Origin of the sequence: Bradyrhizobium sp. TM239 (genome assembly GCF_036247985.1) — a bacterium.
In the GTDB taxonomy this organism is placed as follows: domain Bacteria; phylum Pseudomonadota; class Alphaproteobacteria; order Rhizobiales; family Xanthobacteraceae; genus Bradyrhizobium; species Bradyrhizobium ottawaense.
Genome location: NZ_BTIR01000028.1, coordinates 44,168 through 68,865, shown reverse-complemented (window position 1 = coordinate 68,865; position 24,698 = coordinate 44,168). Strand labels below are relative to the sequence as shown.

The window sequence follows — 24,698 nt, the reverse complement described above, 5'->3', positions numbered from 1 at the left end:
TATGTCTCCGGTCTAAACATTTCGCGGGTGATGACAGCGGAGCTTGGGGCAGGTGCCTTGCGCCACTCGGTCAGCTACCGGCACTTCGGCGAGAGCGCCGGCACGTTCGGCCAAGGCCAATTCTTCCAGCTGCCGTCCTCGCCGACGCAGGCCGACGGGGCAGGGCCGCGCGACGGCGCGGGCGCAGGCGTCGTCTCGGGTTGTGTGGCAAAACGCTGGTCGACATAGGCCGTCGACACATATCCGGCGACGATGACGCCGAGAAACACCGAGGAACCCTGGGCCAGATCGCGCAGCTTCATCGATCGTCTCCATCCGCTTGTCATCGCTGCTCTCGCACCAACGACTAGCAGACGGCTCTGGATCCCTGCGTGACGGGAATCACGCCCGCCAAATCATCTTGAGCACCGGCCGGCCCGAGGTCGGGTTCACATCGTCGCCGGCAGGGGCAAAGCCATTGCGCTCGTAGAAGCGGATGGCGCGGGCATTGTCCTTGTTGACGAGCAGCGTGATGCCTGATGGCGACAGGCGTTTCGCTTCGTCGACCAGCAGCCGTGCTGCATCCGAGCCCCAGTGTGCGGGATCGACCACGAGCTGGTCGAGATAGCCTTCGCCGTCGATGGTGACGAAGCCGGTCAGTGCACCGTCCTGCTCCGCGACCACGATCGAGGCGTTGGGCGCCAGATCCCTCAGCCAGCGCTCGCGCCACCACGCAAGGCGCGCGGCAAAATCGATCTGCGGATAGGCCTGCTGCCAGGTGCGATGCCAGAGGTCGATCGCGGCGGCTTCGTCGGAGGCCGCATAGGGGCGGAGGTGGATCGCGCTCACTACCGCTCCGTCAGCTTCAGCTCGATGCGGCGATTGCGCTTGTAGGCCTCTTCCGTGTTGCCGGGATCGAGCGGCTGGAATTCGCCGAAGCCGGCGGCGACGAGGCGCTGGGCGGGCACGCCGAGCGAGACCAGATATTGCACCACCGAGATCGAGCGGGCCGCGGACAGATCCCAGTTCGACTTGAAGTTCGGGCCGTTGACCGGACGCACATCGGTGTGGCCGTCGACGCGGAGCACCCAGGGGATCTCGTTCGGGATCTTCTTGTCGAGCTCGATCAGCGCGGTCGCCAAGGTGTCGAGCTCGGCGCGGCCCTCGGGCAGCAGCGTCGCCTGTCCGGTGTCGAAGAACACTTCGGACTGGAACACGAAGCGGTCGCCGACGATGCGGATGTCGGGGCGGTTGCCGAGGATGGCGCGCAGGCGACCGAAGAATTCCGAGCGGTAGCGCGACAATTCCTGCACGCGCTGCGCCAGCGCCACGTTGAGGCGGGAGCCGAGATCGGCAATTCGATTTTGCGATTCCTTGTCGCGCTTTTCGCTGGCATCCAGCGCCTCTTCCAGCGCCGCCAGTTGCCGCCGGAGCGCGCTGATCTGCTGGTTCAGCACCTCGATCTGCGCCAGCGCCCGCGCCGAGACCGCCTTCTCCGAATCCAGCGCCTTGCCGAGCTCGGAGGACTTGCCTTGCGCGTCGCTGCCGGCGGCAGCGAGGCCATCGTAGAGGCCCTTGATGCGGTCGCGCTCGGTTTCCGCGGAGGCGAGGCCGGCTTTCAATTGCGAGACCTGGTCGTCGAGCGTGAGCTTGCCGAGCTTCTCCAGCGACAACAGCTCATTGAGCTGGGCGATCTTGGCGTTGAGCTGCTCCAGCGCCTTGTCCTTGCCGGTGACCTCCTGCGACAGGAAGAACTGCACCACCAGGAACACCGACAGCAGGAATACGATCGACAGCACCAGCGTCGACAGCGCGTCGACGAAGCCGGGCCAGTAGTTGAAGGCGCCTTCGCTGCGGCGGCCGCGCGCTAGAGCCATTGTTGTCCGTCTCCACTTTCGTGTCCCGGACGCGATGCAGCGTGCAACGCTGCTTCGCAGAGCCGGGACCCATGTCTCGTTCCCTGGGCCCCGGCTCTGCAGCGCATCACTTCGTGCTGCGCAGCGTCCGGGGCACGCGAGCCGCTAGCTCTTTTCCGGCTGGCGGGCGATGCGCTCCAAGAGGCGCCGGATCTCGCGGTTCTGCTCGCCCTGGCCGTCGGCCCATTCACGGATCATCTGCTGCTCGGTGCGCATGTGCGAGACCAGGGCCTGGATGGCTTCGGCAAGGCTCGCCATCGCCGCCGTGGTGCCGCGGCTGGCGCTGCCTTCCTCGAGCACGGAGCGTAAGCGTTCGACCGCGGCCTGGAGCTCGCCGCTGGCGACCCCGCCGCCGCCGGACGCGACCGCGATCTCGCCGCTGCCATATTCGCGCACGGTGGTGGCAAGCCAGTCTTCGAGGTCGGTATAGAAGCGGTTCTGCGCCTGGCTCGATTGCAAATCGAGGAAGCCGAGGATCAGCGAGCCGGCGAGGCCGAACAGCGAGCTGGAGAACGAGATGCCCATGCCGCCGAGTGGGGCGGCGAGGCCCTCCTTCAGCGTGTCAAACAGCGCGCCGGAATCGCCGCCGACCTTGAGCCCGTCGATCACCTTGCCGACCGAGCCGACCGTCTCGATCAGGCCCCAGAAGGTGCCGAGCAGGCCGAGGAAGACCAGCAGGCCGGTCATGTAGCGCGAGATGTCGCGGGCCTCGTCCAGCCGGGTCGCGATGGAATCGAGCAAATGCCGCATGGTGGTCTGGGTGATCGACATCCGCCCGGAGCGCTCGCCGCCGAGGATCGCCGCCATCGGCGCCAGCAGTTTCGGGTGCCGGGCCGGCGCCAGGCCGGGATCGGCGATGCGGAAATTGTTGACCCAGGAGACCTCAGGGTAGAGCCGGATGACCTGGCGGAAGGCCAGGATGATGCCGATGAACAGCACGCCGCCGATCAGGGCATTGAGGCCGGGATTGGCGAAGAAGGCCTGGATGATCTGCTTGTAGAGCACCACGCCGACCAGCGTGCACAGCACCAGGAAGACCAGCATCCGCACTAGAAAGACGCTGGGTGACGACAGCTTTGTGTACTCGATATCCATGGGGGAGCGGGGCGAAGTGCCTGACGGCATGGCCGGTATCATCCATTACAAAGCTTCTTGCGGTGCGCACTATGGCACAGCGCCAGCCCAAAAAAAGCGCCGGATGCGCCGATTTCGGGGACAGCTCGGGGAACCCGGACCGGAAGCGGCGCTTTGATAACAGGTATCTGCAGAGATTCGCCATTCGGGGGGGGCGCATGAGCGTCGTTTCCGCGATCATCGGGACTGCCGAACGCGTACCGCTGCCGGACGTCGTGATCCGCGCCGCGATCCAGCGCCTGTGCTCCCGCAGCGCAACCCGCCTGGCCGCGCATGACGCGGCCGCCGATGCCGCTTTCGCCGGGCGGATGATGCTGCGGCCGATCGCCGAAAGCGCGGAGGCCGGGCGCGAGGAGGTGCCCGCGGCATTCTTCGCCGGCGTGCTCGGCCCGAGCCGGAAATATTCCTGCTGCTTCTACAAGACCGATGCCACCACCTTGCAGGAGGCGGAGGAGGAGGCGCTGCGCCAGACGGTCGAGCATGCCGGCCTCGTTGATGGCCAGACCATCCTTGAGCTCGGCTGCGGCTGGGGCTCGCTGTCGCTGTGGATGGCGCGGCAGTTTCCGCACGCCAAGGTGACGGCGGTGTCGGCCTCGCGGGCGCAGCGCGCTTATGTCGAGGAGGAGGCGCGGCGGCGCGGCTTGCTGAACCTGCGCGTGGTCGCGGCGGACATGAACGTGTTCGCGCCCGACGGTCAGTTCGACCGCATCGTCTCGGTCGAGATGTTCGAGCAGATGATGAACTGGCGCAAGCTGATGACGCGGCTGCAGTCATGGCTCGCGCCGGACGGGCGCTTCTTCATGCAGATCGTCACCCATCGCTCCGGCTCGCAGCTGTTCGACCGGCTCGATCGCGAGGACTGGATCGCCCAGCACGTCGTCACCGGCGGGCTGATGCCGAGCCATCACCTCGTCAGGCAGTTCGACGACATCTTCGCGGTCGAGAAGGAATGGTGCTGGAGCGGCGCGCATTATCAACGCACCGCCAACGACTGGCTCGCCAATTTCGACGCGCATCGGGATGCGATCGAGGCGTCCCTGCGCCAGGTCTATGGCAAGGATTCCGCGTTGTGGATGCGGCGCTGGCGCTGGTTCCTGCTCGCGACGTCAGGCCTGTTCGGCTACGCCGCCGGCAGCGAATGGGGCGTCAGCCGCTACCGGATGAAGGCGGCGGGATAGGCGCGAGTACTCGCGAAAGACATTGTTAAGCGTGTTTCGTTGCGCAGACGGCACACGGAGCGTGTTTCTTTGGCGAGACACGTTTCGATCGTTGTCTGATTGTTTCTGTCAGCCTAGCGTCGTGGTTGTCTTTCTTAGACGGCACTACGAGAAAAATCCGCACCCTCGAACGGTGTGAGAGCGATTGAAATTGGAATGAGCATGCGCGAATGCAGCCGGGCAGTGACGGTCCGACGACGACAAGAGGACATGCTTCAAAGGGGCCCGAATCGGACCCGGCCATCTCCAGCCAGCAACACCCGGACGCGAATGCTTCGCTTGCTCCTTGCGAGCTTGTCGGTTGCGGCGCTATCGGCGCAGTTCACAGGATCAGCCTCGGCCCAGGCCAATTGGACCGGCTTGACCAGCAACGACTGGATGGTCGGGGGCAACTGGACGACCGCAGCCCCTCCCATCCCAGGTCAAACAGTCAACATTGGTATCCTGGGTGCACCACCGCAACGGGAGACGGTCCTCGGTGTGAGCGGCCCGATTAGCGTCTCGGTGGGGAGCATGTCCATTGCCAACAGCGGTGGACCGGCCGGCAATCTGACGATCCAGAATGGCAGCACGCTGACGAGTACCGGCTCAACGCGGCTTGGAGTTGCGGCCGGAACTACCGGAATCGTGACAGTCACCGGAGCAGGGTCGCAATGGAACATCCCCACTGCAACTTTTTATATCGGCTTTCTAGGCGCCGGCACGCTGAACATTCAAAACGGGGGGCGCGTCGTTACAGGAGCCAGCACGACCCTAACCAACGGTGCTTCATCTTCCGGCACGCTCAACATCGGTGGCGGCGGCATACTGGAAACTCAATCCTTGCGGGGCGGAGCCGGCGCGACCCAGGCCAATTTCGACAATGGCATCCTGCGCGCGACGGTCACCAACGCGGCCTTCATCAACGGATTTTCAGGTACCAAGCTCAACATTCTGGCTGGCGGGCTGACGATTGACACTGGCGCGTTCACGGTCGGCACCGATGCGAACTCCGCCTTCACGGGTGCCGGTGGGTTGACCAAGATCGGCGCCGGCACTCTGAACCTCGCGGCCAATAGCCCTTATGCCGGTCAGACCGCGATCCAGGCCGGCATCCTTGCGCTGACCGGTGCGGGTGCCATCGGTAATTCGAGCCGCGTCGTCGCCAACGGGACGTTCGATGTTTCCGGCATCACCGCCGGCGGCACCGGCATTCAGAGCCTCGCCGGTAGCGGCGGCGTCGCCCTCGGCACCAAGACTCTGACGATCACCAATGCGAACGACACGTTCGCCGGCGCGATCGGTGGCACGGGCGGCCTGACCGTCACCGGAGGCACGCAGACACTCTCGGGCGCCAATACCTACAACGGCGCGACGACTGTGAACGGCGGCACGCTGCGCGCTGGCGCCGCGAACACATTCAGCGCGGCCTCGGCCTTCAACGTGGCCGCCGGCGGCACACTCGACCTCGCCGGCTTCAATCAAACGCTCGCCTCGCTCGGTAATGCCGGCACGGTCATCCTCGGCGGCGCGCCCGGCACCACGCTGACCGTGGCCGGCAATTATGTCGGCAATGGCGGCGCCGTGCAGCTCAACACCCGGCTCGGCGGCGACAGTTCGCCGACCGACCTGCTGCGGGTGCAGGGAAGCACGTCGGGCTCGTCGTCGCTGCGTGTCACCAATATCGGCGGCGCCGGTGCGCAGACCACCGAAGGCATCAAGGTGGTCGACGTGGTCGGAGCGTCCAACGGTAGCTTTTCGCTTCTGGGCAGCTACGTCTTTCACGGCGAACAGGCAGTAGTCGGCGGCGCCTATGCCTATACATTACAGAAGAACGGCATCGCCACTCCCGGCGACGGCGATTGGTACCTGCGCTCGAGCCTGCTCAATCCGCCGGTGGCGACGCCGCCCGGTCCGCTCTATCAGCCGGGCGTTCCGCTTTACGAGAACTACGCGCAGGTGCTGCTCGGCATCAACGATCTGCCGACGCTGCAGCAGCGCGTCGGCAACCGCTATTGGGGCGGCAGCGATGCGATGGCGCGCGCCGGCGCCGCGCCGGTGCCGGGCGTGGCTTCGCCGGCGCCGACGGCGTTCTGGGGCCGCATCGAAGGCGGGCATTCCGACTTGCAGCCCTCCAACACCACCGGCTCGACCTACAAGGCCGATCATCTGAAGGTGCAGACGGGGCTCGATGGCCTCGCGCTCGAGAACGAGCAGGGCCAGTTGTTCGTCGGTCTGACCGCGCAATATGGCCTGACCACCGCCGACGTCGCCTCGTTCTTCGGCAATGGTCGTATCCGCGTCGAGGGAACGGGGGTGGGCAGCACGCTCACCTGGTATGGCGACAACGGCCTCTATGTCGACGGTCAGGCGCAGTCGATGTTCTACCGCAGCGATCTGTCGTCCGTGCTGGCCGGCAGCCTGATCCACGGCAATGAAGGGTTCGGCTATGCCTTCAGCGCCGAAACCGGCAAGCGGATCGGCATTGGCCGTGGCTGGTCACTGACGCCTCAGGCGCAGCTCTCCTATTCGAAGGTCGTTTTCGATAGCTTTGCCGATCGGTTTGGCGCGCCGGTGTCGTTGCGCGATGCTGACAGCCTGCTCGGCCGCGCCGGCCTTGCCCTCAACCATCAGAGGACCTGGAACGATGGCACGGGCATCGTGCGTTCCGATGTCTACGGCATTGCCAATCTGCGTTACGAGTTCCTCGGCGGCACCAATGTCGACGTGGCAGGTACCGGATTTGCGAATGCGCAAGATCGGCTGTGGGGCAGCATCGGCGGTGGCGGCAGCTACAGCTGGGCCAACGGGCGCTACACCATCTTCGGCGAGGGCTCCTACAATACCAGCCTCTACAACAGCGCGGACAACCGCAATTACAGAGGTAGCGGAGGCTTTCGCGTCACCTGGTGATTCAGGCGATGTCGCGGGGAATTTGCGCCGTCCGAGGGACGGTGGCCTTTGAGTGCACACGTTTCGTTGCGATGTTCCGTCGCAGCACGCCGGGATGGAACCGGGCTCACAATCGAGTGAGTCCGTAAAAGCCGCATGAACTCAACACGATACGCTGTGTGACAATGAGCCGCCCGCAGCACGCGTTGCATCGCAGCAGGTGCATTCTATTTTGACGGCATCAGCCGCACGGAATCGCCCAGAACGGGCCGCGCGCGGAGCGTGATCAGTTTCAACAACATCGGGGCACTTAACTTCATGTCAGGACTTCGCGCGCGATCGGCATGCGTTGCAATGATGCTCGCGGCCCTGGCGCCGCTGCTTGGTGCTTGCGACGAATCCAGCTCCGCCGTGTCTGCCGCTCCGCCCGCCTATCCGGACGTCAGCATCGTCATCGTCAAGCCGCAGCCGCGCGCCGTTGTCCGGGAATTGCCCGGCCGCATCGCGCCGACGCGTGTCTCCGACGTGCGGCCGCGCGTGTCCGGCATCGTGGTCGAGCGCCTGTTCCGTCAGGGCAGCGAGGTGAAGGCCGGCGATCCGCTCTACCGCATCGATCCGCGTCCGTTCGAGGTCGAGGTGATGGCCAACGAGGCTGGGCTCGCCAAGGCGGAGGCCGCGTTGATGCAGGCCAAGCAGCAGGCGCACCGTATCGCCACGTTGACCAGCCAGCGCGCCGCGCCCGAGGCCGAGAACGAGAAGGCAGTGGCCGCCGAGCGCCAGGCCCATGCCGAGGTCGAGGGCCGCAAGGCCGAGCTCGCGCGAGCAAAGCTCAATCTCGATTATGCCACCGTGCGTGCGCCGATCGACGGCGTCGTCGGTGCGGCTCTCGTCAGCGAGGGTGCGCTCGCCGTGCAGAACGAGACCAATCTCGCCACCATCCAGCAGCTCGATCCGATCTATGCCGACTTCACCCAGTCGGTGAACGAGCTCAACCAGCTCCGCCGCGCCTTCGAGACCGGCGACCTCGAGCGCATCGCCTCCGATGCCGCCAAGGTGCATCTGGTGCTCGACGACAACACGCTTTATTCGCTCGACGGCAAGCTGCTGTTCTCCGACGCCAAGGTCGACGCCCACACCGGGCAGGTGACGTTGCGCGGCGAATTCCCCAATCCCAAGCGCGAGCTGCTGCCGGGCATGTATGTCCGCGTCCGCATCGACCAGGGTCTCGACAGCGACGCGATCGCGGTGCCGCAGCAGGCGATCCAGCGCAATGGCGGCGGCGGCAGCGAGGTGTTCGTCGTCAAGGACGACAACCACATCGCGGTGCAGCCGGTGCGCACCGGTTCGGTGCAGGACGGAATCTGGTTCGTCACCGAAGGCCTGAAGGCCGGCGACAAGGTCGTGGTCGAAGGCTTCCAGAAGTTCGCCGCCGGCGACAAGGTCAAGCCGCAATCCTGGTCGGAGGCGGACGCGACCGCGGACAACCGGCACGCCCAGAAACTGACGCGGTAACGCGCCATGGCGAGTTTCTTCATCGACAGGCCGATCTTTGCCTGGGTGGTCGCGCTGTTCATCTGCTTGATCGGCGCAATCGCCGTGCCGCTGCTGCCGATCGCGCAATATCCGATCATCGCGCCGCCCTCGATCTCGATCTCGACCAGCTATCCCGGCGCCTCGCCCGAGAACCTCTACAACAGCGTCACGCGCCTGATCGAGGAGGAGCTCAACGGCGCCTCCGGCATCCTCAATTTCGAATCGACCAGCGACTCGCTCGGCCAAGTCGAGATCATCGCCAATTTCCAGCCGGGCACAAATACCAACGACGCCTCGGTGGAGGTGCAGAACCGCATCAAGCGCGTCGAGGCGCGCCTGCCGCGCGCGGTGATGCAACAGGGCATCCTGATCGAGGAAGCCTCGAGCGCTGTGCTTCAGATCATCACGCTGAGCTCGACAGACGGCAGCCTCGACGAGGTCGGCCTCGGCGACTTCATGATCCGCAACGTGCTCGGCGAGGTCCGCCGCATCCCGGGCGTCGGCCGCGCCACGCTCTATTCGACCGAACGGTCGCTTCGCGTCTGGGTCGATCCGGCCAAGCTGGTGGGCTATGGGCTCACCGCCGACGACGTCAACAAGGCCATTGCCGCGCAGAACGCGCAGGTCGCCTCGGGCAGCATCGGCGCCGAGCCGTCGACGTCGAGCCAGCGCACCTCCGCGCTGGTGCTGGTCAAGGGCCAGCTCTCCTCGCCGGACGAGTTCGGTGCCATCATCCTGCGCGCCAATGCCGACGGCTCGACCGTGCGCCTGCGCGACGTCGCGCGCGTCGAGGTCGGTGGTCTCAGCTACCAGTTCAACACCCGCCTCGACGGCAAGCCGACCGCGGGTCTCTCCGTGCTGATGTCGCCGACCGGTAACGCGCTGGCGACCGCGAGCGCGGTCGAGGAGAAAATGAAGGAGCTGTCGCGCTTCTTCCCGGCCAACATCACTTACGAAATTCCCTACAACATCACGCCGGTGGTCGAGGCCTCGATCAAGAAGGTGCTGATGACGCTGGTCGAAGCCGTGGTGCTGGTGTTCGTGGTGATGTTCCTGTTCCTTCAGAACATCCGCTACACCATCATTCCGACCATCGTCGTGCCGGTGGCACTTCTGGGCGCCTGCACCACGCTGCTGCTCGCCGGCTACTCCATCAACATGCTCTCGATGTTCGGCATGGTGCTCGCGGTCGGCATCCTCGTCGACGACGCCATCGTCGTGGTCGAGAACGTCGAGCGCATCATGGCCGAGGAAGGCCTGTCGCCGAAGGAAGCGACACGCAAGGCGATGTCGCAGATCACGGGTGCCATCATCGGCATCACGCTGGTTCTGATGGCGGTGTTCGTGCCGATGGCGTTCTTCCCGGGATCGGTCGGCATCATCTACCGCCAGTTCTCGGTCACCATGGTCGCGGCGATCGGCTTCTCCGCCTTCCTCGCGCTGTCGCTGACGCCGGCGCTGTGCGCGACGCTGCTCAAGCCCATTGCCAAGGGGCACGGCCATTCGACCAACTTCGTGTTCAGCCGGTTCAATCATCTGCTCGAGGCCTGCCGGTTTCGCTACGCGCGCACCGTCGGCTTCTCGCTGAAGCGGACCGGCCGCCTGATGCTGGTCTATGTCGCGCTGCTGGTCGGCCTGTCCTGGGCCTTCGTCAGCCTGCCGGGCGGCTTCCTGCCCATCGACGACCAGGGCTTCATCACCACCGACGTGCAGACGCCGTCGGATTCGTCCTACGGCCGCACCGAGGCGGTGATCGAGAAGGTCGAGAAATACCTGGCGCAGCGGCCGGGCGTCGACAACGTCACCTTCCTCACCGGCTTCAGCTTCTCCGGTCAGGGCATGAACACCGCGCAGGCCTTCATCACGTTGAAGGACTGGTCGGAGCGTGGGCCGAAGGATTCGGCCGCGGCGATCGTCAACGACGTCAACCGCGATCTGGGGGCGTCGATCCGCGATGCCAAGATCTCCGCGCTGCAGCCGCCGCCGATCGACAATCTCGGCAACTCGTCGGGCTTCTCGTTCCGCCTCCAGGACCGCGGACAGAAAGGCTATCCGGCCTTGATGCGCGCCGCCGATCAGCTGATCGCGGAGGCCAACGCCAGTTCCGTGCTTCAGAAGGTCTATGTCGAGGGCCTGCCCGAGGCCGGGGTGGTCAATCTCATGATCGACCGCGAGAAGGCCGGCGCCTTCGGCGTCACCTTCGAGGACATCAACAACACGATCTCGACCAATCTCGGCTCGAACTACATCAACGACTTCCCGAACCGCGGCCGCATGCAGCGCGTCGTGGTGCAGGCCGACGCCCGCGACCGCATGCGGACCGAGGACATTCTCAACTACAACGTCAAGAACAGCCGCGGTCAGCTGGTGCCGTTCTCATCCTTCGCCACGGTGGAATGGGCGCGAGGCCCGACCCAGATCGCAGGCTTCAACTATTATCCGGCGGTGCGCATCTCCGGCGAGGCCAAGCCCGGCTTCACCTCGGGTGATGCGATCGCCGAGATGGAGCGCCTTGCCGGCAGGCTGCCGCGCGGCTTCGGCTACGAATGGACCGGGCAGTCGCTCCAGGAGAAGCTGTCGGGCTCGCAGGCGCCGTTCCTGCTTGGTCTGTCGGTGTTCGTGGTGTTCCTGTGCCTCGCCGCGCTCTACGAGAGCTGGACCATTCCGCTCGCGGTGCTGCTCACGGTGCCGCTCGGCATCGTCGGCGCGGTGATCGCAGCCATGCTGCGCGGCCTGCCCAACGACGTCTATTTCACCGTCGGCCTGATCACCATCATCGGCCTTGCGGCCAAGGACGCGATCCTGATCATCGAGTTCGCGAAAGACTTGCGCAAGGAAGGCAAGTCGCTGGTGGACGCCACCATCGAGGCCTGCCGCCTGCGCTTCCGCCCGATCCTGATGACGGGCCTCGCCTTCATCTGCGGCGTGCTGCCGATGGCCATCGCCCACGGTGCCGGCGGCGCCAGCCAGCAGGCGCTCGGCAGCATCGTGATGGGCGGCATGATCGCGGTGGTGATCCTGGCGCTGCTGATGGTGCCGGTGTTCTTCGTCTCGGTGCAGCGTGTGCTGGCCGGAGATCGGGAGAAGGTGGCGGTGAAGGACGGCGAAGCCTACGGGCCGCCGGCGCCGGTCAAAATGTAGATGCGATCATGTCGCGCGAGGCCGGCGGGGCATCTGGTGTCCCGCGCTCCCAGAGTATCCAGCTGCAAGCCACAGGCGGTGATCGAGAGCATCGTGAAATGATCATTGCAACTTCGGGTGTGCCTTTAGAAAGCTGTCGACAGAAGTAGTTTGAACAGAAAACAATCGTGCCTGCTTCGAATAGAGAGAAATTGTATCACCTTGAACGGTGAGTTCGAAAGTTTCGCGCAACAAGCTTCCAAGCTTGTCGAGTTTTCGGTCGGCATCGCCGCTGCTTGTGATGCGAAAAGTCAGCGATAATATGCCAAACTTCCGGCTCCTGATCGAAGTAACGAGGCCTCTTGAGACTGCACGCTTGCGACATTCCGAGGGGATTGCCGCAAGAGCGCGTCGTACCTGCTTAACGTCGACCATTGATTCGGAAATGACCGATGAGGCGATCCAGCGCACGTCATGGCCGAACGATTTTATGAGATCGATGATCTCCCGAGATTTTTCCGTTTCATGGAATAGGCGGAAGAGATCCTGATCGTCCGCCGCGCGATCAATTGCATCCTCCTTATTGATATCCAAGGGCGTGGGTTGAGCGGGATTGCAAATCACGTCACTGGTATCGAGAGCGCCGCCCAGATGTTCCTGTTTGACTAAAGCTCCCACACGCACCGGATCGTTTCCCAACAACACGCACGGGAGTGGAATGCACTGGGCGACGAACGTGCGACTCAACGGAATGTCTTGTCCTCTAGAAAAGGATTCCGCCGGAAGACTTGAGACAACACTGGCTGAACCGCACACCAAGGCTCCGGCCAAGCCGAACGGAACCAGGCCTGACTTAAAGAGCCCTGCTCGCATGGCCTCCTCGAATTCGCCGGAGGCATAGATTCCTAATGTCGGGGCCTTCCGATCTAAAGCCGTTCCGTCTCGACTGCAAAAACAACCCCGCGTCCATCGAAGCTGTCTCGAACGGACCGCTGGATGGTAGTCCTGAATTTGCCGAGGGAAACATTGATGCCATCGTCCCATCTCACAAACGATTTGACGTTGCCCCGATAAATCCTACGTATGACATACGTTGCCGGAAGGCCCTTTGTAGAAGAGCAATCTTTCGCCGCGTCCTCAAGCGCGACCTTTAGCTGAGCGGGTGTTGGCTCGTAGACCCGGATATTGTCGATGTGGAACGATGTTTCTCTAATCAGGGCAAGGACATTGTCCGGAATTGTCTCGAGGCCGTGATCTTTCCGGAATTGTGACAGTTGGGCCTGCGATCCAATCGACGCGTCAAATTTGTAGGTGACGTTTACTTCGGTCGGAATTTCAGTTTTGACCGGTCCCAGCTGGCGAAGGCGAAAGACTCTCTGGAAGCACTGATTGTCCACCTGCTTGGGAATCAATCCGGCAACACGCGTAATCGGGTCGGGGAACTCTGCCAGTGTCGCGGTGACAATGGAGCCGGGCGGGAAGCGGTATCCTATATTCGGGCTCTGTAGAGTGCCGACCGGCTTCAAGACGTGAGCGGTTTTGCTCACGTTCTCGAATACGACATTTCTGAAAGTTGGCGCTCCTGCGCATCCAGCCAATAAAGCACTGGCTGCAAGAGCCAACGAAATCCGTCGCATGAGTTCCCCCAAAAGGTGACTTGGCGTCGCGACCGATTAATCAGCTACTTCTTGGTGACGCTTTTGATGTCTTTAAGTGTCGTGGGAGAATCTGTCAGGAACACGCCCAGGATTCTTGCAGTCCCCGTGCGGTAAACGACTTGCTTTGCGCAAACCTTGTCCTGCGCTTTTGGTTGATCGCCTTTCGGAGTTGCCGGCGTGTCCGTCCCAGCCTTCTTGACTTGTGCATCGCTCGGTTTGCTGACGGTTGCCTTGTCCGCAGTGGCGGGCGGAAATGAGATCTCAGCAGATGTGGGGCCGATTTTTACCGAGCCACCCGGTACGGTAACTGTTACATTGACGCCATTCTTCGTCTTTGGATCCGAAGATCCTGCTCCCCCGGCGCCTGCAGCCCCGCCGGATGTGCCGCCTGTTCCTGCAGGAGGATCACCTGCGCCTGCCAAGCCAGCCACATCGCAATCCTGCCCGGTACCCTTTACCTCACGCAGCCACGACGCCTTGAGTCCAACTGAAAGGTTTGCAAACTTCAGGTCGAAGGCGTTCAACGACAGGGCCTTCTTTGACTCCAAGGAAACGGTGATATGGCCAACGCAAGTCCGCATCACCTGCTGCACTTTCTTGTTGGTGAGTGCATCGCAGTCCTTGTCCGGATCATTTTTGATGATGTCTCGCAGCGCGCTTCTACGAAGCTTCTGATCGTAGTCAAATGCGCCGCCACTGATTGCGATGCCGATCGTCTGCAGGTCGGTGGCATCAAAATCGAGAAGATTGAGCCATGTTCCCAATGTCAATTTCAGTGACGCCGATAAAGAATCCGTCCATTCGATGTAGCGCGATACACTTCTCAAATCTTCCTCGCCGGTTTTGACGGGGAATTTGAAATCCGTAACGCGACAAAGATTGAGGTCCGCTCCGAGATCTAGGGTCTGCCCGTCTTTCAATACTTTCGGAATGGTGACGTTGCCGGCGTATCCTGCGCCGACATTGCCGATGAGATCGGTGATGTCGGACGGGGGACGTATCAATTGGCAGCCAAAATCACCATCCAAGAGTGCAGCGACGGGATTCTTTTCATTTCTGATATCGAGAGAGTCGCTCAGCGGGTCTGCGCCAGCCATTGAGGTCGAAATGAGAATCGCACATGCGACAACGGTCGTGTTCTTGAACATAGCCCCCCCAAAAGAAAGTTTGACATAAAAAAGCCAAATACGTTAACGACGTAGCAAATACACGCTTAGATTTCAAATTCTTTTCGTTGAGCCGGCCGAAATCGACGGCGCCTTGTACGATGCAGCTAACGCTGCAAGGCAAACTGGCGAAACCCAGGAATGCGCGGGATGAGCCAGTTCGAAGCGTAAGAACGCTCGCTCTTTGATTCTGTCAGGTTGGAAGGTCGTTCGCTTAATCTACTTCCGCAAAATCTTCACCAATTCCCCGTGCACGTACTCATTCCCGCACACCACGTGCCCGGTGACCAGCGCATCGCCCGGCGTCGCGATATCGCTCACCGTTCCCCCCGCTTCGCGCACCATCAGCATGCCGGCGGCGATGTCCCAGGATTGCAGATTGCGCTCCCAGTAGCCGTCGAGGCGGCCGGCGGCGACGAAGGCGAGGTCGAGCGAGGCGGCGCCGAAGCGGCGCAGGCCTGCGACGCGGTCCTGGATCGCGGTCATCTCGCGGCGGAATTCCTCGTGATCGCCGCGGCCGATATGGGGCAGGCCGCAGGCCACCACGCATTCGTTGAGCTGGCGGCGGCCGGCGACGCGCAGGCGCTGGTCGTTGAGGAAGGCGCCCTTGCCGCGCTCGGCGATGTAGAGCTCGTCATTGGCGGGATTGTAGATCACGCCCGCAATGATCGTGCCCTCGCGCACGAGGCCGATCGAGATCGCGAATTGCGGGATGCCGTGCAGGAAGTTGGTGGTGCCGTCGAGCGGATCGACGATCCAGGTGTGGCTCTTGTCGGAGCCCTCGCGGGTGCCGCCCTCTTCGCCGATGAAGCCGTAGCCGGGCCGCGCCTTGGTAAGGTCCTGGTAGACGATCTCCTCGGCGCGCTTGTCGGCGAGCGAGACGAAATTGGCCGGCCCCTTCAGCGAGACTTGCAAATGCTCGATCTCGCCGAGATCGCGCTTGAGGCTGCGGCCGGCACGGCGCGCGGCTTTGACCATGACGTTGATAGTGGCGGAATACAGCATGAGCTTTCGGTCTTGATCGGGAGAAATGGCGGAAATCGCGCCTGTTTAGGGGATTGGGTGCCCTGCGGGGGCGCTTGCGTCAAGTCATTGGGTCAAGGCATTTTGGGGTCATTTGGTCCCGAGCCATTTTTTGGCGGCGGCCTCCGCCTTGGCCCGGTCCTCGGCCGGCAGGTCGGACAATTGCTTGTCGAGCTCCGGGTCGCCCTTGCCGGCGGTTTTGGCCACCAGGTGCCATTTGAAGCCCTCGACCTTGTCCACGGACGTGCCGACGCCGTTGATCAGCACCCACGCCAGCCGGTTCTGCGCGATCGCGCTGCCCTGGCGGGACGCCTTGCGGAGCAGGGCGACGGCAGCCGGCTGGTTCTTCGGGGTGCCGGTGCCGTTGAACATGGCGATGGCATATTCGACCTCGGCGTCGACATTGTCGGCGAGCGAGGCGGCCTGGAGCAGCCGCACCGAGCGTTCCGCGTCCTTCGGCACGCCGGTGCCTTCCTTGTAGAAGGTCGCCAGCGCGTATTGCGCCTCGGGCAGGCCGGCATCGGCGGCCTGGCGTAGCAGTTCGGCGGAGCGCTTCACGTCCTGCGGCAGGGTCTGGCCGTCGAGATAGAGCAGAGCGAGGTTATAGGCCGCCCTGGGCTCGCCGAGCTTGGCGGCGGACGCCATCAGCTTGACCGCCTCGCTCTTGTCGATCGGGCCGCCGCGGCCCGAAATGCGCAGCATGGAGAGCGCGAACATCGCCTCGCGGTCGCCGGCATCGGCCGCGCGCTTGTACCATTCGGCCGCCTTGGCGTAGTCGCGCCGCATGCCCATGGCATTGGAATAGAGCTCGCCGAGCATGGTCATCGCCTTGGGATCGCCGGCTTGTGCGCGGGCGGTGGCGAGGTCGAACGCGGTCTTGTACTGGCCGCGCTGATAGGCGCCGAACACCAGATCGACACTGGAATTGTCGGTGGAAGGCGCGGGGATCACGGTCGCCGGCTTGGGCGAGGAGGCCGGCTTGGGGGAGGCCGACGGCTTCGGCGCCGGCGCGGCCTCCTTCTTCTTGGTGATCGTGTGCGGCTTGGGCTTTTGCTTCTCAGGCGCCGCGCTCGGCGTTGTCGCCGGCGGCGTGATCTGGAGCTGCGCGGCCGCCGGCGCCGTCAGCAGCAATGTGGCCAGCATGGTGATGCAGGGGAGCTTCATGTCGGGCTAGCCGTGCTCCTGGCTCGCAGGATTTTGGCTTGTCGTCGCCGTCGCATGGGCTTGCTTGATCGCAGCGTCGACCTCGATCAGCGCGGCCTTGGGCCCGCGCGGATCGGCCCAGATGAACTCGCCGACCAGCACGAAATCGGCGCCGCTGGCAGCAAAGTCGTGGGCTTCCTGCACCGACATGGCAAAGCCGACGCAGGGCGGCTCGAACAGCTCGGCCCACCAGTCCAGCCGTTCCGCGATCGCTTGCGCCGAGGGACGCTGGCCTTTCGCATCGGGCTCGCCGAACAGCAAATAATCCGCCCCCATCTCGCCCGCATCCATGGAATGGTGCCGCGTCGTCAGCCCGCCAACCCCGGCGATGCGATCGGGCTTGAGCGATGGCAGTGCCTCTTTCAGCGCGGCGATGCCGGGGAGGTGCGCGCCGTCGGCGCCGCCGCGCGCAACCAGCTCGGCATGGTCCTCCACGAGCAGGGCGGCGCCCGCTTTCTGCACCGGCGGTGCGAGCGCCTTGATGCGCGAGATCATGGTGCGCTGGTCGGTCTCCTTCAGCCGCAGCAGCACGGCCGCGACATCGGCGGAGGCGAGCAGGCCCGGCAGCTCGGCCACAAGCGAAGCGGGATCATCGACGACGGGCGTCGCGAGATAGAGGCGCGGCGCCGGGCGCGGTGGAGGCGTTTTGTTCGACAAGATCTAGGCTGCCTTCTTTTCCAGGCTGTTTTGCCATTCGCCCCTGGAGGCGAGGCCGTTCATGCGCGCGCGATGGCTGAAGGCGGCTTGGCCGGCCGCGACGTTCTCGGCTTTGCCGGACCAGGCCTTCTGCGGTGCGGCCTGCAGGGCGCGGCCGTAAGAGAAGGTCAGGCCCCAGGGCAGCGGGCCGAGCTTGTGCATGGCGTTGAGATGCGCGGTCGCCTCCTCGTCCGACTGGCCGCCGGAGAGGAAGGCGATGCCGGGCACCGCCGCGGGCACGCAGGCCTTGAGCAACCAGACCGTCTTCTCGGCGACCTCCTCGACGGAGGCCTGCTTCGGTGACTTCTTGCCTGATATCGCCATGTTGGGCTTGAGCACCATGCCTTCGAGCGCGACGCGCTGCACGCGCAATTCCTGAAACGTCTTGTTGAGCACGCGGGTCGTCACCTCATAGCAGCGGTCGATGTCGTGATCACCGTCCATCAGCACCTCGGGCTCGACGATCGGCACGATCTGCGCGGCCTGGCACAGCGCGGCATAGCGCGCCAGCGCATGGGCGTTGACGCTGATCGCAGTCATCGAGGGAATGCCGCTGCCGATGTCGATCACCGCACGCCATTTGGCGAAGCGCGCGCCGCGCTCATGATACTTCTTCAGCCTTTCGGCGAGCCTGTCGAGTCCGACGGTCACGAGCTCGCCCGGGCACATCGGCAGGGCCTGCGTGCCTTCGTCCACCTTGATGCCGGGAATGGCGCCGCTCTGTTCGATCAGCCTGACCAGCGGCGTGCCGTCCTTGGCATCCTGCCAGATCGTCTCGTCATAGAGGATCACGCCGGAAATATACTGGCTCATGGCCTCCGTGGAGCGGAACAGCATCTCGCGATAGTCGCGGCGGTTGTCTTCGGTCGAGTCCACGCCGATCGTGTCAAAACGCTTCTTGATGGTGCCGGAGGATTCGTCGGCGGCGAGGATACCCTTGCCTGATACGACCATGGCGGTCGCGATCTTGTTGAGCTCAGTCAGATTCATCGAGAGGTCCTCCCAAAACGATTCTGCCCTTGCCCGTGAAAATAGACCGTTCTCGGGCAATTGCCGAGTTAACGTTCGTCGCAGGGGTAAGGGGCCTTCTGTCATTCCGGGATGCGCCGAAAGGCGCAGGCCCGGAATCCATAACCCCAGGCTGTGGTTATGGATTCCGGGCCCACGCGGAGCCTGTCATCGGGCCGCGCATTCGCGCGGACCCGTTGGCGTGTCCCGGAATGACCCGGGAATAGGCTCGAGGGATTACGCCACCTTGGGGTCCAGCTCGCCCTTGGCGTAGCGCTTGGCCATCTCGGCGGTGGTCAGGACCCGCTTGATCTTGGAGGCCTGGCCTGCGGTGTTGAACTCCTGGAGCCGCTGCTTGCACAGCTTGGTCATGGCTTCCATCGCCGGCTTCAAATATTTGCGCGGATCGAACTCTTCCGGATTGTCCTTGAGCACTTTCCGGATCTGGCCGGTCATGGCCATGCGGTTGTCGGTGTCGATGTTGATCTTGCGCACGCCGTTCTTGATGCCGCGCTGGATCTCGGCCACCGGCACGCCCCAGGTCGGCTTCATCTTGCCGCCATTGGCGTTGATGATCTCCTGCAGGTCCTGCGGCACCGACGAGGAGCCGTGCATCACCAGATGCGTGTTCGGCAGCTTGCGGTGGATCTCCTCGATCACGTTCATGGCGAGGATGTCGCCGTCCGGCTTGCGGGTGAACTTGTAGGCGCCGTGCGAGGTCCCCATCGCAATCGCGAGCGCGTCGACCCTGGTCTCCTGGACGAACTTCACGGCCTCGTCCGGATTGGTCAGGAGCTGGTCGTGGCTGAGCTTGCCCTCGGCGCCGTGGCCGTCTTCCTTGTCGCCCATGCCGGTTTCGAGTGAGCCGAGCACGCCGAGCTCGCCTTCCACCGAGATGCCGCCGAGATGGGCCATGTCGGTCACGGTCTTGGTGACGCCGACATTGTAACCCCAGTCGCCGGGGGTCTTGCCGTCGGCCTTGAGCGAGCCGTCCATCATCACCGAGGTGAAGCCGGCCTGGATCGCGGTCATGCAGGTCGCGGCCTCGTTGCCGTGGTCGAGATGCACGCAGACCGGGATGTGCGGGTAGATTTCGGTGACCGCGTCCATCATGTGCTTGAGCATGATGTCGTTGGCGTAGGAGCGCGCACCGCGCGAGGCCTGGATGATGACGGGCGCATCGACCTGGTTGGCCGCGTCCATGATCGCCAGCGCCTGCTCCATATTGTTGATGTTGAAGGCCGGTACGCCGTAATCGTTCTCTGCTGCGTGGTCGAGCAATTGACGTAACGTGATCCGAGCCATCTGTCTTTTTCTCCCGTTGGGGGCCTTGCAGGGCCGCTAATGACGCGCCGATCCGGCTTACTTGATGCGCAAAACCTCGACGCCGGGCAGGGGCTTGCCTTCCATCCATTCAAGGAACGCGCCACCGGCGGTCGAGACATAGGTGAAGTCACCGGCCACATGGGCCTGGTTGAGCGCCGCGACGGTGTCGCCGCCGCCCGCGATCGAGATCAGCTTTTTCGCCTTGGTGCGCTCGGCGGCGTGCTTGGCGGCCGCGACCGTGCCGCGGTCGAACGGCTGCATCTCGAAGGCGCCGAGCGGTCCGTTCCAGACCAAGGTCGCCGCGTCGTCGATCGCGGCGTGGACGCGGGCGATCGATTGCGGCCCGACGTCGAGGATCATGCCGTCGGCCGGGATCGCATCGAGCCCATAGGCGTGCGACGGCGCGTTGGCCGCGAAATGATAGGCGACGGTGGCGTCGACCGGCAGGATGATGGCGCAGTTGGCGGCTTCCGCCTTCTCCATGATACGCAGCGCGGTCGGCGCGAGATCCTTCTCGGCCAGCGACTTGCCGACGCCGACGCCCTGGGCGTGCAGGAAGGTGTTGGCCATGCCGCCGCCGATCACCAGCGCGTCGACCTTGCTCACGAGATTTTCGAGCAGGTCGATCTTGGTCGAGACCTTTGCGCCGCCAATGATGGCGATGACCGGCTTGGTCGGCGAGCCCAGCGCCTTCTCCAGTGCGTCGAGCTCGGCCTGCATGGTGCGGCCGGCATAGGCCGGCAGCTTGTGGCCGAGGCCTTCGGTCGTGGCGTGGGCGCGGTGCGCCGCCGAGAACGCGTCATTGACCCAGATGTCGCCGAGCTTCGCCAGCTCCGCGACGAAGGCCGGATCGTTCTTTTCCTCTTCCTTGTGGAAGCGGGTATTTTCGAGACACAGGATGTCGCCGTCGTTCAGGCCAGCGACGGCCTTGGCCGCGGGCTCGCCGATGCAGTCGTCGGCGAAAGCGACCGGCTTCTTCACCACCTTCGACAGCGCTTCAGCGACGGGCTTGAGCGAGTCCTTGGCATCGCGCCCCTTCGGCCGGCCGAAATGGGCGAGCAGGATGACCTTGCCGCCCTTGTCCGAGATTTCCGTGATGGTCGGCGCGACGCGCTCGAGCCGGGTCGCATCACTGACGCGGCCATTGTCCATGGGCACGTTGAGGTCGACGCGCAACAGCACGCGCTTGCCCTTCACATCGACGTCGTCGAGGGTGCGGAATTTGTTGGTCATCTCTCTTGTCCCGGGCGCAGCGCAGCGCGGAGCGATGCGCTGCAGAACCGGGACCCACATGACAGCGAGTCCCGCAATTGAATGGGTCCCGGCTCTGCGGAGCAGCGCTTAGCGCTGCGCCGCGTCCGGGACACGAGACCTTGCTTAGATCACCTTCGCGATCGCGACGGCGGTGTCCGCCATGCGGTTCGAGAAGCCCCACTCGTTGTCGTACCAGGACATCACGCGCACCAGCGTGCCGTTCTGCACCTTGGTCTGGTCCTCGTGGAAGGTCGAGGAGTGCGGGTCGTGGTTGAAGTCGATCGAGACGTTCGGCGCGGTGGTGTAGCCGAGGATGCCCTTGAGCTGCTGCTCGCTGGCGCGCTTCATCGCCGCGTTGATCTCCTTGGCGTCGGTGGCGCGCTTGGCGATGATCTTGAGGTCGACGACCGAGACGTTCGGGGTCGGCACGCGGATCGCGACGCCGTCGAGCTTGCCCTTGAGCTCCGGCAGCACGAGGCCGATCGCCTTCGCAGCACCCGTCGAGGTCGGGATCATCGACATCGCCGCCGCGCGGCCGCGATAGAGATCCTTGTGCATCGTATCGAGCGTCGGCTGGTCGCCGGTATAGGCGTGGATCGTGGTCATGAAGCCGGTCTCGATGCCGACGAGATCGTTCAGCACCTTGGCGACCGGCGCCAGGCAGTTGGTTGTGCAGGAGCCGTTCGAGATGACCAGGTGCTCCTTGGTCAGCGTCTCGTGGTTGACGCCGTAGACGATGGTGGCGTCGGCGCCGTCGGCGGGCGCGGAGACCAGCACGCGCTTGGCGCCGGCGGTCAGATGCGCGGACGCCTTGTCCTTCGAGGTGAAGATGCCGGTGCATTCCATCGCGATGTCGACGCCGAGATCCTTCCACGGCAGCTTCGAGGGATCGCGCTCGGCGGTCACCTTGATCTTGCCGCCACCGAGATTGATCGAGTCGCCGTCGACGGTCACGGTGCCGGGGAAGCGGCCATGGACGCTGTCGAAACGAAGCAGATGGGCGTTGGTCTCCACCGGACCGAGATCGTTGATGCCGACGACCTCGATGTCCTTGCGGCCGGACTCGGCGATGGCCCGCAGGATGTTGCGGCCGATGCGGCCAAAACCGTTAATTCCGACGCGGACTGCCATGTTTCGTCTCCTTCAATGACCGTTGTCATCCCGCACAACGCGCTATGCGCGCCTGCGAGGGTTTTTTAGGGGCGGGCGCCCGGTTCGGCCGGGCGGTGCTTGATCATATGAGAGACTACGTAGTCCTTTTTTGCGGCAAGCTCAACTCTCAGGAAACGCGCTTCAGCACAGCGTTAACCGCGGCCTCGGCGGTAATGCCGAAATGCTTGTAAAGCTCCTTTGCAGGGCCGCTTTCGCCGAACGAATGCATGCCGATGAATTCGCCATCCTGGCCGATCACGGCATCCCAGCCCCAACGCACGGCGGCCTCGATCGCGACCTTGACCGGCGCATTGCCGATGATTGCGGCGCGCTTGGCCTCTGGTTGCGCTAACAACAGCTCGAGCGAGGGAACAGAGACCACGCGTGACGCGATGCCGCGCTCGGCGAGCTGCTTCTGGGCGGCGACTGCGATCTCGACCTCGGAGCCAGAGGCGAACAGCGTCGCCTTGGCTTCGCCTTGGGCAGCGACCAGCTCGTAAGCGCCGGCCGCGCAAGGGTTGTCGTTCGGTGCGGTGGTGCGCAGCTGCGGCAGGTTCTGGCGCGTCAGCGCCAGCACGGTCGGGCCGTCGATACGGTTGAGCGCAAGCTCCCAGCACTCGGCGACCTCGATGGAATCGCAGGGACGGAACACGCGCATGTTCGGAATGGCGCGGAGCGCAGCGAGATGCTCGACCGGCTGGTGGGTCGGGCCGTCTTCGCCGAGGCCGATGGAATCGTGGGTCATCACGTAGACGACGCCGGAGCCCATCAGAGCGGCAAGGCGCATCGCGGGACGTGCATAGTCGGTGAACACCAGGAAGGTCGCACCGTTCGGCGCGAAGCCGCCATGCAGGAAAATGCCGTTCATCGCGGCGGCCATGCCGTGCTCGCGAATGCCGTAGTGGATGAAGCGGCCCTTCGGCGTCTTGGCCGAGAACGCGGTCGCCGATTTCGCCTTGTTGTTGTTGGAGCCGGTGAGGTCGGCCGAGCCGGCGAGGAATTCCATCGGCATCGCGCCGGCGATGACTTCGATCACGGCTTCCGAGGATTTGCGGGTGGCCGCGGTCATCGGCTTTTCCAGCAATTCCTTCTTGTACGCGCGCACCGCCTTTGCGAGCGAGGCGGGACGTTCATGGCGCAGGCGGCGCTCGAACTCGGCGCGCTTGCGGCTACCGAGCTCACCGAGCCGGCCCTCCCATTCCTGGCGCGCCGCAGCGCCGCGGCTGCCGGCTGCGCGCCACGCCTTCAGCACGTCGTCGGCGACCGCGAACGGCTCGAGCGAGATGCCGAGATTTTCCTTGGCGGCCTTGAGCTCCTCGGCCCCTAACGCCTCGCCATGCACCTTCGAGGTGCCCTGCTTGTGCGGCGCGCCGAAACCGATGGTGGTGCGGCAGGCGATCAGCGTCGGCTTGCTGGACTTTTTCGCGCGCGTGATGGCGTCGGCAATCGCCGCCTGATCGTGACCGTCGATCCTCTCGGCGGCCCAGCCCGCCGACTTGAAGCGCTTCACCTGGTCGACGGAATCGGAGATCGAGGTCGGGCCGTCGATCGAGATGCCGTTGTCGTCGTACAGCACGATCATCTTGTTGAGCTTCCAGTGCCCGGCCATCGCGATCGCTTCCTGCGACACGCCTTCCATCAGGTCGCCGTCGGAGGCGAGCACATAGGTGTGGTGGTCGACGATCTTCTTGCCGAACTCGGCGGCGAGCATCTTCTCGGCGAGCGCCATGCCGACCGCGGTCGAGATGCCCTGGCCGAGCGGGCCGGTCGTGGTCTCGATGCCCTTGGTGCGGAAATTCTCGGGGTGGCCGGGGGTGAGCGAGTCGACCTGGCGGAACTGCTTGATCTGGTCCAGCGTCATCTCGGAATTGCCGGTCAGATACAGCAGCGAATAGAGCAGCATCGAGCCGTGGCCGGCCGAGAGCACGAAGCGGTCGCGGTCGGGCCAGGCGGGCGCGGCGGCGTCGAATTTCAGGAATTGCGTGAACAGCACCGTGGCGATGTCGGCGGCACCCATCGGCAGGCCGGGATGACCCGATTTCGCCTTCTCGACGGCGTCCATCGAAAGGCCGCGGATCGCGTTGGCCATACGGGAGTGATCGACCTGCGTCATGTCTGAAATCCGTCTGAAATGAGGCGCTTGGAGGCGGTGTACGCCCGCGCGGGAGGAGCCTGGCGGCCACTGAAGGTCGGGGCTGGGATAGCACCTCGGTTCCGGGAGTCCAAGGCAGTCAAACGCCGATTTGGCCGTAAAAGTTGCCTGCGGCACGCTCCGAAAGTGGAGTCCCGTTTCGGAGGTGATGCGCAGGCAGGAACCCATGGATCGGGATGATCCGCGCCTGATCTAGCAGTGCATAGTTTCGCGGCGGCGTTGCGCTCGGCTAGCTTGCCACGTAAATTTCTGCTTCTAACCGCTTGCCGAACCGAGTCTTTTGCCGGACG

At 64.1% G+C, this 24,698-nt stretch carries 19 protein-coding genes; 4 read left to right on the top strand and 15 right to left on the bottom strand.

Annotation, left to right across the window (positions count from 1 at the left end; genetic code table 11):
• Positions 1-74: 74 nt before the first annotated feature.
• The 4 genes from AABA84_RS33675 to AABA84_RS33660 form a co-directional block, all read right to left on the bottom strand.
• The gene (locus AABA84_RS33675) at positions 75-302 is read right to left on the bottom strand and encodes a hypothetical protein (protein ID WP_338314278.1); all 228 of its coding nucleotides are present in this window, start codon (positions 300-302) and stop codon (positions 75-77) included.
• Positions 303-381: 79 nt separating this feature from the next.
• Positions 382-828, bottom strand: a complete 447-nt coding sequence (locus AABA84_RS33670) for a GNAT family N-acetyltransferase (RefSeq protein ID WP_338314277.1) — start codon at positions 826-828, stop codon at positions 382-384.
• A complete protein-coding gene (locus tag AABA84_RS33665; protein WP_212245423.1) occupies positions 828-1,856 on the bottom strand; it encodes a peptidoglycan -binding protein in 1,029 nt (342 codons plus the stop codon). Before AABA84_RS33665 ends, AABA84_RS33670 begins: the two co-directional genes overlap by 1 nt.
• A 144-nt stretch (positions 1,857-2,000) precedes the next feature.
• Entirely contained in the window at positions 2,001-3,020 is a 1,020-nt protein-coding gene (locus AABA84_RS33660; RefSeq protein ID WP_212245421.1) for a flagellar motor protein MotA, read from the bottom strand.
• A 167-nt stretch (positions 3,021-3,187) separates the two neighbouring features.
• Between AABA84_RS33660 and AABA84_RS33655 the strand changes: the two genes are divergently transcribed.
• The 4 genes from AABA84_RS33655 (at position 3,188) to AABA84_RS33640 (ending at position 11,791) form a co-directional block, all read left to right on the top strand.
• Positions 3,188-4,207, top strand: a complete 1,020-nt coding sequence (locus tag AABA84_RS33655) for an SAM-dependent methyltransferase (protein WP_338305624.1) — start codon at positions 3,188-3,190, stop codon at positions 4,205-4,207.
• 552 nt (positions 4,208-4,759) lie between these two features.
• Positions 4,760-7,138, top strand: coding sequence for an autotransporter family protein (locus AABA84_RS33650; RefSeq protein WP_338314276.1), 2,379 nt, complete (start codon positions 4,760-4,762; stop codon positions 7,136-7,138).
• Positions 7,139-7,435: 297 nt separating this feature from the next.
• Positions 7,436-8,629: an efflux RND transporter periplasmic adaptor subunit gene (locus AABA84_RS33645; RefSeq protein ID WP_212245417.1), complete on the top strand. Its 1,194-nt coding sequence runs from the start codon at positions 7,436-7,438 to the stop codon at positions 8,627-8,629.
• 6 nt (positions 8,630-8,635) lie between these two features.
• Positions 8,636-11,791, top strand: coding sequence for a multidrug efflux RND transporter permease subunit (locus AABA84_RS33640; RefSeq protein WP_338314275.1), 3,156 nt, complete (start codon positions 8,636-8,638; stop codon positions 11,789-11,791).
• Positions 11,792-11,893: 102 nt separating this feature from the next.
• Here AABA84_RS33640 and AABA84_RS33635 read toward each other — a convergent pair whose 3' ends face one another.
• The 11 genes from AABA84_RS33635 to tkt all read right to left on the bottom strand — a co-directional run bounded on the left by AABA84_RS33635 (position 11,894) and on the right by tkt (position 24,369).
• Entirely contained in the window at positions 11,894-12,643 is a 750-nt protein-coding gene (locus AABA84_RS33635) for a hypothetical protein (protein WP_338314274.1), read from the bottom strand.
• Between the two features lie 53 nt (positions 12,644-12,696).
• Positions 12,697-13,407 (bottom strand): hypothetical protein, encoded by a 711-nt coding sequence (locus AABA84_RS33630; RefSeq protein WP_212245411.1) that lies wholly within the window; start codon positions 13,405-13,407, stop codon positions 12,697-12,699.
• Positions 13,408-13,451: 44 nt separating this feature from the next.
• Positions 13,452-14,576, bottom strand: a complete 1,125-nt coding sequence (locus tag AABA84_RS33625; RefSeq protein WP_212245409.1) for a hypothetical protein — start codon at positions 14,574-14,576, stop codon at positions 13,452-13,454.
• A gap of 237 nt (positions 14,577-14,813) precedes the next feature.
• On the bottom strand, positions 14,814-15,599 hold the full coding sequence (locus AABA84_RS33620) for an inositol monophosphatase family protein (RefSeq protein ID WP_212245401.1): 786 nt from the start codon (positions 15,597-15,599) through the stop codon (positions 14,814-14,816).
• Between the two features lie 108 nt (positions 15,600-15,707).
• Positions 15,708-16,781, bottom strand: coding sequence for a tetratricopeptide repeat protein (locus AABA84_RS33615; RefSeq protein WP_212245399.1), 1,074 nt, complete (start codon positions 16,779-16,781; stop codon positions 15,708-15,710).
• Between the two features lie 6 nt (positions 16,782-16,787).
• The gene (locus AABA84_RS33610) at positions 16,788-17,477 is read right to left on the bottom strand and encodes a thiamine phosphate synthase (RefSeq protein WP_338314273.1); all 690 of its coding nucleotides are present in this window, start codon (positions 17,475-17,477) and stop codon (positions 16,788-16,790) included.
• Positions 17,478-17,480: 3 nt separating this feature from the next.
• Positions 17,481-18,506 (bottom strand): class I fructose-bisphosphate aldolase, encoded by a 1,026-nt coding sequence (locus AABA84_RS33605; RefSeq protein WP_338314272.1) that lies wholly within the window; start codon positions 18,504-18,506, stop codon positions 17,481-17,483.
• 255 nt (positions 18,507-18,761) lie between these two features.
• Positions 18,762-19,829, bottom strand: a complete 1,068-nt coding sequence (gene fba / locus AABA84_RS33600; RefSeq protein ID WP_212245387.1) for a class II fructose-bisphosphate aldolase — start codon at positions 19,827-19,829, stop codon at positions 18,762-18,764.
• Between the two features lie 57 nt (positions 19,830-19,886).
• The gene (locus AABA84_RS33595; protein ID WP_338314271.1) at positions 19,887-21,083 is read right to left on the bottom strand and encodes a phosphoglycerate kinase; all 1,197 of its coding nucleotides are present in this window, start codon (positions 21,081-21,083) and stop codon (positions 19,887-19,889) included.
• A 144-nt stretch (positions 21,084-21,227) separates the two neighbouring features.
• Positions 21,228-22,235 carry a type I glyceraldehyde-3-phosphate dehydrogenase gene (gap, locus tag AABA84_RS33590; RefSeq protein ID WP_028142027.1) on the bottom strand — a complete coding sequence of 336 codons (1,008 nt, stop codon included), beginning with the start codon at positions 22,233-22,235 and terminating at the stop codon, positions 21,228-21,230.
• A gap of 148 nt (positions 22,236-22,383) precedes the next feature.
• Positions 22,384-24,369 carry a transketolase gene (gene tkt / locus AABA84_RS33585; RefSeq protein ID WP_338314270.1) on the bottom strand — a complete coding sequence of 662 codons (1,986 nt, stop codon included), beginning with the start codon at positions 24,367-24,369 and terminating at the stop codon, positions 22,384-22,386.
• Positions 24,370-24,698: the final 329 nt, after the last annotated feature.